The sequence below is a fragment of the Kluyvera sp. 1366 genome (assembly GCF_054823405.1).
In genome coordinates, this window is sequence record NZ_JBTRDW010000002.1 from 149,926 (window position 1) to 163,686 (window position 13,761).

Genomic DNA, 13,761 nt, shown 5'->3' on the forward strand with positions numbered 1-13,761 from the left:
ACATGTATATACATGTGGCGATATTGTCATGCAGCATGAAAACTTACAATACGATCGGTCATTGGAAAATGTGATGACGCGGGCAAGGTTGGGAAGTTATGAAATGGATAGAACGGAGGAGTTGATATGACGTCGCTACGTGAATTCTGCAAAAAGAGCAGGGTGGAAGTTGCCGAGAATTCACGTAGCGCTGCCGGTTTTGTCGCCAGAAATTACTGATCCTTGCCCATAGTCCAGGGATTTGGCGCGGAATCATCTGCCTTATCCGCAGCAAAATCATCCAGTGAATCCAGATACAGTGCTTCAACCTCAGCGCGTGCCCAGGGTGTGCGGCGTAAAAACTTCAGGCTCGATTTAACGCTTGGATCGCTTTTGAAGCAGTTGATATTGATGAGTTTACCCAGTTCGGCCCAGCCATAATGGGCGACCAGCGCATTAATTTGCATCTCAAGCGTGACGCCGTGCAAGGGATCTTTGGAGCGATGATCGTTCATAGGAAATCCTTAAAATGTTGACGGCAAAGGTTACAAGAAAGCCACGCAAGCGGCAATGGTGCGATCTTCATTGCCGGTAAATGCTGTACACTTGTTGCCAGAAAATCACTATTGGACGGTACGCTATGAACGACAAGAAAATGATTTCCATCGATCAATTCAATCTCAGTGAACGCGTTGCAGTAGAAGAAGCGTTTAAGGGATTGATGGAGAAGTATCGCCAGCGCACTGGCAAAGAGCCGGATGCAAAGAAAGAGAAAGAGTTCACGGCGGAAGCCCGGCAGCAGATTATGACGACGAAACTGGCCAAAGAGAAAGCGCTGGCTGAAAAGGCAAAGAAAACGCCAACGCGTAGGAAGAAACCTGAATCGTTGAAAGAGAGCGAAGTCAGTGATTTCAACTGGAAGGCGTCAGTGATTAAAGGGCGCAGATAACGGCAACGTGCGTTCAACAATCCGTCGCCGGGATGATCGCGGGTTACGGATTGTTGGTGACGGAGGTGAAAGAAGGCAGGTGATGAGCGGATAATGGTTGAAGTGCGCAATGAGATACTTCATTTAACATAATATACATTATGCGCCCTTTGGTTGTAGCGGCTAAATTCGGATGTCCGCCTCTGGCTATATTGAGATGTCCGCTTTATCGTCCTCTTTCCAGGGTTTCCCGGCTGAGGACGCAACTGATGACGGCTTACGGTTCGGAGTGCTTTACGATGAATGAAGTTAACCGCCTCAAGATCCTGCAGGACGTCATTGATGGCAGGCTCACCACTTCGCTTGCATCACAACGACTTGGCCTTACGGATCTCCACTGCCGGCGTCTGCTTGCGCGTTACCGCGAGTCCGGGCCGCTGGCACTGGCGAACCGCCGCCGTGGATTGCGCGGTAATCGGCAGCTTGTTCCTGGCCTTGCTGAACTTGCTCTGGGCGTCATTCGAGATAATTACGCCGACTTTGTTCCGACGCTCGCCTGCGAGAAGCTGGCCGAACTCCATGACGTTGTGCTGGCTAAAGAGACCGTGCGTCAGCTGATGGTTCGCGCCGGACTCTGGATCCCCCGGAAAATGCGTGCGCCGAGGATCCAGCAGCCGCGCTATCGTCGCGCCTGCGTTGGCGAGCTGATACAGATCGACGGCTGCGATCACCGCTGGTTTGAGGAACGCGGTCCTGCCTGCATGCTGCTGGTCTATAGTGATGATGCAACCAGCCAAATCATGGAGCTTCTGCTCGTCAAGACGCCTACCATTACCCTGACGGGAAAAAAGAACCCCGTCTAAACGGCATTGCTCTTCCCTGCTCCACTTACGATCGGCTTTCAGAGATTGATCAGGGCGCGGTCGTCGACAATAAGCGGCTTAGCAGAGCGCTTGAATTTACCCAACTGGTACAGGAAAACGGGATGATACCCACTCCCGGTCCGTGCCTGCCGGTGATGGTCCTTAACGCAGGAGCGCAAAGACTGCCGGTAATGCCGCACTGGAGCTGGCGGCGGATAAAGAGCGTGCGGCTAAAGTCCAGCTGGTTTTTTGAAGGATAACCGGAGAGAAAGCCTCTCCGGTTATTTCCTGAAACGGACTAAATCCTTCAGGGTGGCGTGTTCGAATTCGGGTAAAGCAGCAAAAATGCCATCACCTTTCATATCATAAATTTGCTGAAAATAAAATTTTGCGCCATCAATTGCACCCAGAGCATAGAGCGCACGCGCAAGCGTCATTCGGGAAAGTATTTGGTTGAGTTGCGCTTCCCTGTCGAGGGCTTCTTTCGCCGCTTCAATTGCTTCTTGATAGCGCTGACACTGGATTAATATTGCGCCATAGCCGCTCATAATCCAGAAATAGATATCGTCATCTCGCAGATGCGCTTTGGCTAATTCAGCGGCTGCACCCCATGAACAGGCTGCAGCCTGATGCTCACCCAGCGAATCAAGTGAAATACCTCGATTCGCTAAATCGAAGGCTTTCTCATGCCAGTTTTTACGGTGGAACTCCATGTCATCACCTCATTTTGCGATAGGAACAGTATTGATATCCTATGCAGCATAAATGAGAGTGAAATAAAGTTCATAGTTACGCGAGAATATTTCCTTACCTGCTAACTTCGTGTCCGATTAAACCACCGATCGCCGCGCCACCCAATGTACCGAAGGTGCTACCACCGGTAAGTACCGCACCGCCTACCGCACCAACACCGGCACCAATCGCGGTATTTCTGCCACGATGCGACATGCCACAAGCGGTAACAGAAAACATGACCAGTACGACAATAGCAATATTACAGCTGCGTTTTAAAAGCATACAAAGCCTCACTGCCATGAATAGATGGCATGCAAAAGTGTTTATTTGATTGTTGTTAAAATACCCAATCTGTTGTGACTGGTACTGCTCGTCGGCGTGAATTTAAGGTGTTTTATGATGAGACGGAAGGTAAAAATTCTTATTTGCGGCTGGCACTAGCGAGGCGGCGAAAAAGTCGCCGCCTTGCACACGCTCCATCATGTCAGGAAGCCGCCCGCTTTACCCGTGCCACCGTTCTCACCATCGCCAATGTGGCAACAATCAGCAGTATGCCGCCGACCATCGACATGGCTTTGAAACCTAGATGTTTAAACATCATCAGGCCGACAATCCCGCCGATCAGGAAGGAAAATATCGTGGTCAGATGCGTCCACAGCTGACGTTTCTGGCCCGAGAGTTGTTTCGACGGATCGCGGCGGAACAGAGCGGCTAATACCGATGCCAGCGAAATTCCGGCATCGGTCAACGTGCCGGTAATATGGGTGGAGCGCACGCGACCATTGGATAACTGCGTAGAGGTTGAATTATGCACGCCCATCAGGAAGCCCAGAATGACAATAACTTCCCGGTTGTTGGCCGACGAATAAAAGAACATTTCAAACAGCGATAACGCTATTAAGGCCAGCCCTTCAACCCACAATATTTGGCAGAATATAATGCGATTGCCATTGGCTAATCCGCTGATCACCACCATTCTCGCCGTGACCGCACCACAAACAAAGGCAAACAGGATGGTGGCTAAAAAGGTGATATCACGGAAATTAACGTTCGATACTTCGCTGGATAATTGAGAGGTATTACCTGACATATGCGAGGGGAAAAAGCCAAACGCCCCCAAGGCGATTGCATTGAGCACGCCGGCGGCCGTGGCGAGCCACATTGCCAGATTCCTGTCCTCATCATGCGTTCGTGTGCGTTTAAGTTTAATCAGCATCAGATACCTCATTATTCTGAACCAGGGCCGAATAATAACCATAGAGCACTACGCAGCGTACATAACCAGGAAATCCCCGAATAAGACGCTGAGCAGATTAAAGAAAGTAAAAAAAATCAACGAGGCGGGATATATTTAAATTAATGTAAAGATTGGCATGCCATATAAAGGTCGCCATTTAAGGTACCCGCCTTTTCAGACATTAACCGAATGATTTATTTTCACCGGGGCGACCACCACATTTACGCCTAAATCCTGCATCCGTCGCAAAATAGGCACCGGCGTGCCCTGATTAACAATTACCACATCAAATTCACTCAGATGCGCAAAACGGTGCAAAGCCCGGCGTTCAAACTTGGTGTTATCCATCATCAGAATGCGCTTCTGCGCGGCATCAAACATCGCGCGCTTAGTCTCCACCGTTTCGGCGGATTGGTGGAACACTGCATCATCGATAATCGCTGACATGCTGACGAAAAAAACATCGGCGCGCAGGCTGGCAATTTCATCCCGCGTCATGCGGCCCATAAAAGCATTGCACCAGTGATAGAACTGTCCGCCGAGGCCCATCAAAGTGATATCGCGGCCATTGCGCAGCTCGTTCATTAGGGTCAGGGAATTGGTGATTACCGTTAGCGGCGCGCGCGCCGAGAGCAGCCGCGCCATCTGCAGCACGGTGGTGGAATCATCGAGGAAAATCGCCTGTCCCGGTTCGAGATAGGTAGCGGCGACATCGGCAATCGCCTGTTTCTCCTCCAGCTGACGCGTGGCGCGATAGATATCGCTGGATTCAACCAGGCTGGTTGGCGTCGCAGACACCACGCCGCGCGATTTATGCAGCAGGCCACGCTCAACCATTTCGTCGATATCACGATGGGCGGTCATCAAACTGATGCCGAAGCGATCGGTGATGTCTTCGATGCGAATCGCCCCTTCTGCCATCACCGCTTCGGCGATTAACTGGCGACGGGCCAGTTGACGCGCCTGGCGGCTATCGCTGGGTAAGGTTTCGGCCATAAATACGCCAAGTGAAGAGTCCTGCGGGTTATGCGCCATATTTCATCCGGGAAAGTGAAGCGAGAAGCGTTTTCGGCACTCATTACAGCGTTTAATACGGATTTTGGCAAATTGCGACTAACGTTACACTGCGTGATAAATCGCGCCGCTACGAATACGTGCGTTTCAAAGGTGGTTGTTATAAAAAACGCACATAGCGTAGTGGCGCAATTTATTGCGCAACTTTTACTGCTTCAGAACAAACGGTGAAGCAAAGTTACCGGCGTTCTCTTTAGTGATCAGGATGCAGTCAAACAGCTGCTTCTCGGAGGCCGCACCGGTCTTACCGGTTTTCAGGAAGCTATCCGCCTGCTCTACCGCTTTCTGCGCGAACTGCGCCACCGGCTGCATCACAGTGTAGGCCAGCGTACCGGCTTTCACAGCGTCAACCGCATCCGGTGAACCGTCAAAACCGCCGACTTTGATCTGATTCAGCTTGCCAGCTTCTTTCAACGCAGCGATCGCGCCCAGCGCCATTTCGTCGTTGCCGCTGATCACGCCTTTGATGTTGGGATTGGCTTGCAGCAGTGACTGCATTTTGTTGAAGCCTTGTGTGCGATCCCAGTTAGCCACTTCCTGACCGACTTTCTTCAGCGTGGGATATTGCGACAGCACCGTATCAAAACCGTTGGCGCGGGTAGCGGCGTTATTATCTGACGGCGGGCCGACCAGCTCGACATAGTTCGCACTATCGCCCACCTGCTTCACCCACTCCATTGCGCCAACCGCCGCTCCCTGCGCGTTGTTAGAAACCAACTGCGCTTTGGCGAGCCCGCTCTGGTTCAGTTCGGCATTGATGATAAATACCGGAATATTGGCGGCGATGGCCTTTTTCACCGAGCCGACCGAACCATCGGCGTTCGCCGGATCGAGAATAATCGCCTTCGATTTATTGGTGATCGCCGTATCAATCAGTTGACTTTCGGTATTGGTATCGCCTTTGTGCGCACTGACTTTGGCGCTGTAGCCCAGCTTTTCCGCCGCTTTCTGCGCTACCTGGCCTTCCGTTAGCCAGTAAGGGTTGGAAGGATCGTTAACGATGATGGTCATTAACCCGTTATCTGCCCAGGTGGGTGCAGCAAAAGTGGTGATAGCCATAGCCGCAGCCGCGATGAAGAGACGTTTAGTGAACATAGTTGGTGCTCCGTTATTATTTGGGGTACAGGTTTTACGGATATCCGCGCGCTGCTGAAACAGCGCGCGTGAGTTAGCGAGCGCGTCGTCCGTATTGCAAGGTGTTGAGCAATACCGCCAGCACGATCACGGCACCAGTGAACACCGTCTGCCAGTAAGCAGAGACGCCGATAATCACCAGGCCATCAGAGAGAAAACCAATCACGAACGCGCCAAGCAGCGTGCCGCGCACGTTGCCGCGTCCACCGGTCAGGGCCGCACCACCAATCACCACTGCCGCAATCGCAGTCAGTTCATAAGTGGTACCAGCAGTTGGGCCGGCCGAGGTGAGCTGTGAGGAGAGCACCAGCCCGGCGAGTGCCGCGCAGACGCCAGACAACACATAGACGCTGATTTTGATGCGCTTCACCGGCACACCTGACAGATCGGCCGCACGTTCGTTACCACCCGACGCGTACAGCCAGCGACCAAACGCTGAGCGGCTAAGCAGGAAACCACACGCCAGCGCCACCACGCCCAGCACCAGCACGCCAACCGGGATATTGAAGAGGCGATTAAAACCGAGCCAGTCGAAGCCGGTATTCCCCAGCGCTTCGCTGCCGGAGAGTTTGTTGTAGGTCAGACCATTAGTGATCAGCAGCGCAATGCCGCGCGCCACATACATGGTGCCGAGCGTGGCGACGAAGGCCGGAACGCGGAACCAAGCGATCAGCACGCCGTTGACTAATCCCACCAGCGCGCCCACCACCAGCGTCAAAATCGCCACCGCCCACACCGGCAGATAGAGCACCACGCCGAGCGCTTCGAGGTTGATGCCCTGCATCATAAATCCGGCCATCACTCCAGCGAGACCCAGCGTGGAGCCCACCGATAAATCAATGCCACCGTTGAGGATCACCAGCAGCATGCCGATCGCTGGCAAACCGAAGATCGCCACGTGCGACGCCATGGTGAGAAAGTTAGCGCCGGTAAAGTAGTTGGGCGACAACATGGAGAAGGTAGCAATAATCACCAGCAGCGCGATAAACGCGCGCCCTTCCAGCAGCAGACGCGCCACATTCAGCTGCTTGTCGCTTTTATTCTTGTTGACCACCGGCGGCGTGTCCAGCGTTTGGGTTCTGTCAGTCATACCTTTTGCTCCACTTTTCATGTCATGCCACCAGAGACTCGCCTGAAGCGGCCATAATGCGTTCTTTACTGACGCTTGCGTCGAAGATGGCGGAGATGCGCCCTTTGCTCATCACCACAATGCGATGGGCAATACTCAGGCATTCGCCCACTTCCGAAGTGGTATACACCACCGCCAGCCCCTTTTTGGCGTTCTCCGCCAGCAGGCGAAACACTTCCGCTTTAGCGCCGATGTCGATGCCGCGGCTCGGCTCATCCAGCAGTATCACTTTGGGACGGGTGGCGAGCATTTTGCCGATCACCACTTTTTGTTGATTGCCGCCGGAGAGCGATCCAATCGCCGCATCGCCGCCAGAGGTTTTCACCGTCACGTTACGAATGCTGTCGTTGACCAGCTGTTTTTCCCGGCTTCTGGAGAGCACCAGTCCGCGTACAAAGTCGCCGATGCTGGCCAGCGACAGGTTTTCACCCACCGACATGGTTTGTACCAGGCCATCGCGCTGCCGATCTTCCGGCACCAGCGCCAGCCCAATTTGAATGCGTTGTGAGATGGTTAGCGCGGAGATATCGGTGTCCTGCAATAGAATGTGACCGCTGCTTTGCTGCAGACGTCCGGCGATGCACTCCAGCAGCTCGGTGCGCCCCGCGCCCATCAGCCCGTAAATGCAGACAATCTCCCCGGCTTGCACCGCCAGCGATAAGTTGTCCACCAGCCGAATGCCGGTTTTACTTTTCAGCGTCAGATCTTTTACCGTTAGCGCCGGCAGCCCGAAGTCGTAGCCCTGCGGCGGCGATCCCAGATCAAAGTGATCGCCCACCATGTTGCGCACGATCCATTCGAGATCGATCTCATCGCGTTTGGCATAGGCGGTCATCACGCCATCGCGCAGCACCACCGCCCGATCGGTAATCTCCAGCGCCTCTTCCAGGTGATGCGAGATATAGACAATCGCGACGCCTTGGCTGGTTAAATCACGGATCACCTGAAATAGCACCGCCACTTCTGCCGCGCTCAGAGCCGAGGTCGGTTCATCCATGATCAGAATCTGCGAATTCACCGACAGCGCGCGGGCAATCTCCACAATCTGCTGCTGTCCCAGACGCAGGTTTTCCACCGGCGTCAGCGGATCGATCTCCTCCTCCAGCGCCGCCATCAGGTGCGCCGTCACGCGCGCCTCTTCGGCATAATCGACGCCGCCCGGCTTCATGATTTCGCGGCCCATAAAGATGTTGTCGCGCACGTTCATATTCGGCGCGAGATTCAGCTCCTGATGGATAATCGAGATGCCACAGTCACGCGCTTCGGTGGCGGCTCGAAAGGTCTTCTCCTCGCCGTGTAGCAAGATTTCCCCGGTTGTTGGCGTAATCACACCAGACAAAATTTTCATCAGCGTCGATTTACCCGCGCCGTTTTCACCAAACAGCGTGGTCACTTCGCCACGACGAATTTCGAAATTGACGCCCTTCAGCGCGTGCGTGGAGCCGTACACTTTGCTGACGTTGCGCGCTTGCAGGATCACTTCGCCTTTCAGCAAGGCGGGATTGAGGTTGAACGGTTTCATTTCACCTCCAAGCTGACCGGCGTCACCATCCAGTTTTTCGCGTTGAGTAAGCGGAACACGCCAACCACCTGCACGGTTTTTCCCGGCAACGCATCACGATCCAGCTTGTCAAGCACCGCGCTTTTCATCGCACGATTGATGGCGGAGCCGGCATTTTGATATTCGATTTGGTTCGTGAAATCACCGAACTGGATCTTGCCGTTAGCGTCACGCAGATCGGTACCAGTGATCGCTGGACCGGTTTGCAGCCGCACCTGCATATCACCTGCTAATCCATCGATTTTCATCGGGAAGATGCCCATCTGCCCGGCTTGCACCACGCCGGAGAACTTGACGGCAAAGACCGGCAGCGGTGCGCCAACGCCATATTTCTGCACCGCTTCCTGCTGATTAGTTTGCAGCGCATCGGCTAACGTTTTGGCGTCTACTGCGCGTGATGCCACATCCTGCTGGATGGTCGGGAAGGTTTTCTGGCCGTAACTCTCGGGCGAGAAGCCTTGCTCCTGCGCATCTTCGGCGGAGCCAATTTTTACCACCTTGGTGTCGAGCGCCATCGCCGCGATCAGCGCAATCACCATCACGCCGAGGGTGGCGTAACGCTGGACGCGCTTGCGGGAAATTTGCTGGGCCTGGATTGAGACATCGGACATAACGTGACCTCTCACTGACATCAGCTGCGATAATCGCGCCGATAATGTTATAAATGTGATAACTTGTGTGATGAGAATTGTGCTGATGTGACTAAATTGTCAACAGGTGACGCGCAATTTTTTCAGGAGAGCGATCTGGATCGCTTAATTGATGTCGGCCCCATCACAAAGCGCAATAAACCCCGCCTTATCAGCCTGTTCGCCGTGTTATCTCATTTCAATCTGTAAGGTTTTGACGCCTGATTCGTGATCGCAATCGCTATTTCATGTGAAATTTATTGGTTTTATCGAAAAATAATACAGTTGATATGTTATCTCAGTGAGAAGTGGTGTAAGACATTATTTAGCAAATTCATCACAGCCCGTTAACACCTTTCGGTTTTGGCGGCGATGAATTGAACTCTTCTTCTTTCGGAGGTGTATGTGGACAGTGGCGATATCATTCTGGGTCTGGATTCCGGCACCTCGGTGGTTAAAGCGGTGGCGTTTGATCTGGAAGGCACGCAACTGGCATGCGCATCGGTGCGTAACCGTTATTACCGCAGCGAAGGCGGCGCAGCGCAGCAGTCAATGAGCCAAACCTGGCAGGATGCAGTCACGGCGATACGCAAACTGGGCGAGCGTGTCGACAACCTGGCCGCGCGGGTGGTTGCGATGGCCGTCACCGCGCAAGGCGACGGCAGCTGGCTGGTGGGTGCCAACAATCAGCCGGTCGGCGATGCCTGGATCTGGCTGGATGCGCGCGCGGCACCAACGGTTGAAAAACTCAATCAGCACCCGTTAGCCGCCGCCCGCTTTCGCGCCACCGGCACCGGACTCAACACCTGTCAGCAGGGATCGCAGTTGGCGCACATGGATCACTTCTATCCCGAGCTGTTAGCTAACAGCGAAGTGGCGCTGCACTGCAAAGATTGGCTCTACCTCAATCTCACCGGCATCCGCGCCACCGACCCCTCTGAGGCCAGCTTTACCTTTGGCAACTTCCGCCACCAGCGCTATGACGATCAGGTGATTGCCGCGCTGGGGCTGGAACAGCATCGTCATCTGCTGCCGGAGATCATTGAAGGCACAGACACCACGCATCCGTTAACCGCGGAAGCCGCGCAGGCCACCGGTTTACGGGCTGGCACGCCAATCTGCCTCGGTTATGTCGATATGGCGATGACCGCGCTTGGCGCAGGCGTGCACACCGGCGAAGCCAATACGGCCTGCTCGATTGTTGGCTCGACCGGCGTACATCTGCGCAGCGTCACCATTGATGAGGTGTGGCTGAATCCGGCACAAACCGGCTACGTGATCCCGCTGCCGTGGCCGGGCTATGTCACGCAGGTGCAAACCAATATGGCCTCGACGCTCAATCTCGACTGGTTGCTGAATCTCGCCAGCGATCTGCTTAACAGCTTTGGCTGTGAAATCGATCATGCCCGTTTGGTGGGACATATCGATCGCTGGCTCAACGCGGCGAAGCCCGGCAGCCTGCTCTATCACCCGTATATCTCGATTGCCGGTGAGCGCGGACCGTTTGTTAATGCCGAGGCGCGCGCCAGCTTTACCGGCCTGAGTTACACCCACAATTTTGGCGATCTGGTGCGGGCGGTCATTGAAGGCATCGGTTTTGCAGCGCGCGATTGCTATCAGGCGATGGGCAGTTTGCCGGGAGAAATCCGTTTAACCGGCGGCGCGGTGCGTTCGCAGCCGTTACGCCAGATTTTATCTGCCTGCATTGGTGCGCCGGTGCGCATCAGCCAGCGCGACGAAGCCGGAGCGGCCGGTGCCGCGATGATGGCGGCGGTGGCGATTGGCGCGTATCCGTCGATGGAGAGCTGCGTCAAAACCTGGGTAATGCCGCTGCTGGATGCGCCCGAAGCGCCAGCGAGCGAACTGATGCAGCGCTACAACCAGCTGTTCCCCACCTATCAGCAGCTGCGTAACGATCTTCCTGCCGCCTGGCACGCGCTAAAACAGTTTTAAGGAGTAAATCATGAGTGAACACATGCTGGATCTGTTTGTGATTGGCGGCGGTATCAACGGTGCCGGTATCGCGCGTGACGCTGCCGGTCGCGGATTGTCGGTAATGATGTGTGAGAAAGATGACCTCGCGCAGGGCACCTCATCGCGCTCCGGCAAGCTGGTGCACGGCGGGCTGCGTTATCTGGAGTATTACGAGTTTCGACTGGTGCGTGAGGCGCTGATCGAGCGCGAAGTGCTGCTCAACGCCGCACCGCATATCATCTGGCCGATGCGATTTGTCTTGCCGCATAGCCCAACCGATCGCCCGGCGTGGCTGGTACGCCTTGGCCTGTTTCTTTATGACCACCTTGGCGGCCGTCAGAAACTGCCGGGCACGCGTTCGCTGGATTTACGCCGCGATCCTGAAGGTGCGCCGCTGCTGGACAGTTACAGTAAAGGATTCGAGTACTCCGATTGCTGGGTGGATGATGCGCGGCTGGTGACGCTGAATGCGCTGGATGCCGCCGAGCGCGGCGCCACCATTCTGCCGCGTACCCGCTGCGTAGCGGCGACACGTCATAACGGCAAGTGGGAAATCACCCTGCAGGATGCCAGCGGTACCTCACGCACCGTGTTTGCCAAAGTGCTGGTCAACGCCGCCGGACCGTGGGTGCTGGATATCGTTAATCAGGTCACGCACACCACAAGCAGTCGCAACGTGCGGCTGGTTAAAGGCTCGCACATCATTGTGCCGAAGTTCTGGGAAGGTCAGCAGGCGTATCTGGTGCAGAACACCGACAAGCGGGTGATCTTTATCAACCCGTATGAAGGCGATAAAGCGCTGATCGGCACCACCGATATTCCGTGGCAAGGCAAAGCGGAAGCGGTCACCGCTGACGACAGCGAGCAGCAATACCTGATCGACGTGGTGAATCGCTACTTCAAGGTGAAACTGCGCGCCAGTGATGTGATCACGCGCTTCTCCGGCGTGCGTCCGCTGTTTGATGACGGCAAAGGCAATCCGTCGGCGGTGACGCGTGATTACGTGTTTGACCTCGACGATCAACAAAACGCCCCGCTGCTGCATGTGTTTGGCGGCAAGATCACCACTTTCCGCAAGCTGGCTGAACACGCGATACAGAAACTGGCACCGTTCTTCCCCAACATGGGCGCGGACTGGACGCGGGGCGCCACCTTACCGGGCGGCGATATGCCACACGCCGATTTCGACAGTTTCTTAGAGCAGGTCAAAGCGCGCTGGCCGTGGCTACCGCAGGCGCTGCGTAAACACTATGCGCGGCTGTATGGCACGCGTATCGATAAGCTGATCGGTCATGCCAATGCGCTGGGCGATCTTGGCCGCCATTTTGGTGGGCAGCTGTACGAAGCCGAGGTGCGTTATCTGGTGGAAAACGAGTGGGCGCAGCAGGCCGAGGATGTGTTGTGGCGCCGCACCAAGCATAAGTTGCACCTCGATGACGCGCAGCAACAGGCTTTCACCCTGTGGTTCAACGCCACCTTTGCTGCTCCCGCGCCGCTGCGTGCGCATGCCGGATAAGAGGTGAATCATGCCGTTAACGCTGTCACTGAATACTAATCCGTTGGTGAACCGCTTTGCCGACCCGCAGGATTTGATTACCACCGTGGCGCAGCAGATCCGCATCCGTGATGTGCAGCTCACCCATGAATTTATCAATCCCGGCTGGCCTGCTGCGACCATCATGCGCATGACGCGCAAGATGCAGCAGGCGCTACGCGCCACCGGCGTGCGCGTGACCTCCGGCATGACCGGACCCTATGGTCGCCTCAACCATTTTGGTCATCCTGATGTCGAAGTACGCCGCTATTATGTTGGCTGGTTTAAAACCTTCGCTGATATCACCGCCGAGCTGGGCGGCGACGCGGTGGGTTCGCAGTTCGCCATCTTTACCCAGCAGGATTTCAACGATGTTGCGCGCCGCGACGCACTGATCGACATCGCCATTGATTGCTGGGCCGATGTTGCCGAACACGCCAAAGCCGCCGGATTGAAATACCTGTTTTGGGAACCCATGAGCGTGGGCCGCGAGTTTGGCGAAACCATTCCGGCCTGTCTGGCGCTACAGCAGCGTTTGAGTGCTGCCTCAATGGCGCTGCCGATGTGGATGATGGCGGATATCGATCACGGCGATGTCACTTCCGCCGATCCGCGCGATTACGATCCTTATGCGTGGGCCGAAGCGGTGCCGCGCTACTCGCCGATTATCCATATTAAACAGAGCATGCTGGATAAAGGCGGACACAGACCTTTTACATTGCAGTACAATGCCGGCGGCCGCATTCAGCCGCAGCCGCTGCTGGACGCGCTGGCGCGCGGCGGAGCGCAGGATAATGAGATCTGCCTTGAGCTGAGCTTTAAAGAGCGCGAGCCAACCGATAGCAACGTGGTGGCGGAGATCGCCGAAAGCGTCGCCTTCTGGGCCGGGCATATTGATACCGGCGTGCAGGATCTGCATTTGGCGGAGTGAGGTGCGCGGTTTCACCCTCACCCTAACTCTCTCCCGCAAGCGGGCGAGGGAAC

Annotated in this window: 13 protein-coding genes and 1 pseudogene; 5 read left to right on the forward strand and 9 right to left on the reverse strand. The window is 55.2% G+C overall.

All coding sequences use genetic code 11. The features are described from left to right. Window positions 1-212 precede the first annotated feature (212 nt). Window positions 213-494 (reverse strand): VF530 family protein, encoded by a 282-nt coding sequence (locus ACVLVH_RS04220; RefSeq protein WP_110866150.1) that lies wholly within the window; start codon window positions 492-494, stop codon window positions 213-215. Window positions 495-619: 125 nt separating this feature from the next. On the opposite strand from ACVLVH_RS04220, the gene ACVLVH_RS04225 reads away from it, so the two are divergent. Further along, entirely contained in the window at window positions 620-928 is a 309-nt protein-coding gene (locus tag ACVLVH_RS04225; RefSeq protein ID WP_110866151.1) for a hypothetical protein, read from the forward strand. A 248-nt stretch (window positions 929-1,176) separates the two neighbouring features. Continuing rightward, a pseudogene (locus ACVLVH_RS04230) lies at window positions 1,177-1,933 on the forward strand (helix-turn-helix domain-containing protein); the annotation flags it as partial. A gap of 118 nt (window positions 1,934-2,051) precedes the next feature. Here the strand turns inward: ACVLVH_RS04230 and ACVLVH_RS04235 are convergent. The 8 genes from ACVLVH_RS04235 to ACVLVH_RS04270 form a co-directional block, all read right to left on the reverse strand. Next, entirely contained in the window at window positions 2,052-2,483 is a 432-nt protein-coding gene (locus ACVLVH_RS04235) for a hypothetical protein (protein ID WP_192411834.1), read from the reverse strand. Window positions 2,484-2,577: 94 nt separating this feature from the next. Then, window positions 2,578-2,787, reverse strand: a complete 210-nt coding sequence (locus ACVLVH_RS04240) for a YMGG-like glycine zipper-containing protein (RefSeq protein WP_061718879.1) — start codon at window positions 2,785-2,787, stop codon at window positions 2,578-2,580. A gap of 202 nt (window positions 2,788-2,989) precedes the next feature. Next, window positions 2,990-3,721 carry a YoaK family protein gene (locus ACVLVH_RS04245; protein WP_192411833.1) on the reverse strand — a complete coding sequence of 244 codons (732 nt, stop codon included), beginning with the start codon at window positions 3,719-3,721 and terminating at the stop codon, window positions 2,990-2,992. A gap of 195 nt (window positions 3,722-3,916) precedes the next feature. Beyond that, entirely contained in the window at window positions 3,917-4,777 is an 861-nt protein-coding gene (locus ACVLVH_RS04250) for a DeoR/GlpR family DNA-binding transcription regulator (protein WP_277974873.1), read from the reverse strand. A 186-nt stretch (window positions 4,778-4,963) separates the two neighbouring features. After that, window positions 4,964-5,911, reverse strand: coding sequence for a D-ribose ABC transporter substrate-binding protein (locus ACVLVH_RS04255; RefSeq protein WP_101764388.1), 948 nt, complete (start codon window positions 5,909-5,911; stop codon window positions 4,964-4,966). 73 nt (window positions 5,912-5,984) lie between these two features. Beyond that, entirely contained in the window at window positions 5,985-7,040 is a 1,056-nt protein-coding gene (locus tag ACVLVH_RS04260; protein WP_312463813.1) for an ABC transporter permease, read from the reverse strand. A gap of 22 nt (window positions 7,041-7,062) precedes the next feature. Next, the gene (locus tag ACVLVH_RS04265; protein ID WP_312463814.1) at window positions 7,063-8,601 is read right to left on the reverse strand and encodes a sugar ABC transporter ATP-binding protein; all 1,539 of its coding nucleotides are present in this window, start codon (window positions 8,599-8,601) and stop codon (window positions 7,063-7,065) included. Then, a complete protein-coding gene (locus ACVLVH_RS04270; protein ID WP_312463815.1) occupies window positions 8,598-9,251 on the reverse strand; it encodes a DUF2291 domain-containing protein in 654 nt (217 codons plus the stop codon). The genes ACVLVH_RS04265 and ACVLVH_RS04270 overlap by 4 nt, the downstream gene beginning before the upstream one ends. A gap of 423 nt (window positions 9,252-9,674) precedes the next feature. On the opposite strand from ACVLVH_RS04270, the gene ACVLVH_RS04275 reads away from it, so the two are divergent. The 3 genes from ACVLVH_RS04275 to ACVLVH_RS04285 are packed head-to-tail and all read left to right on the forward strand — an operon-like array spanning window position 9,675 to window position 13,708. Then, window positions 9,675-11,222, forward strand: a complete 1,548-nt coding sequence (locus ACVLVH_RS04275; protein ID WP_312463816.1) for an FGGY-family carbohydrate kinase — start codon at window positions 9,675-9,677, stop codon at window positions 11,220-11,222. A gap of 10 nt (window positions 11,223-11,232) precedes the next feature. Continuing rightward, on the forward strand, window positions 11,233-12,759 hold the full coding sequence (locus ACVLVH_RS04280; protein ID WP_192411827.1) for a glycerol-3-phosphate dehydrogenase: 1,527 nt from the start codon (window positions 11,233-11,235) through the stop codon (window positions 12,757-12,759). A gap of 10 nt (window positions 12,760-12,769) precedes the next feature. Continuing rightward, the gene (locus tag ACVLVH_RS04285) at window positions 12,770-13,708 is read left to right on the forward strand and encodes a sugar phosphate isomerase/epimerase family protein (protein WP_192411826.1); all 939 of its coding nucleotides are present in this window, start codon (window positions 12,770-12,772) and stop codon (window positions 13,706-13,708) included. Window positions 13,709-13,761 lie beyond the last annotated feature (53 nt).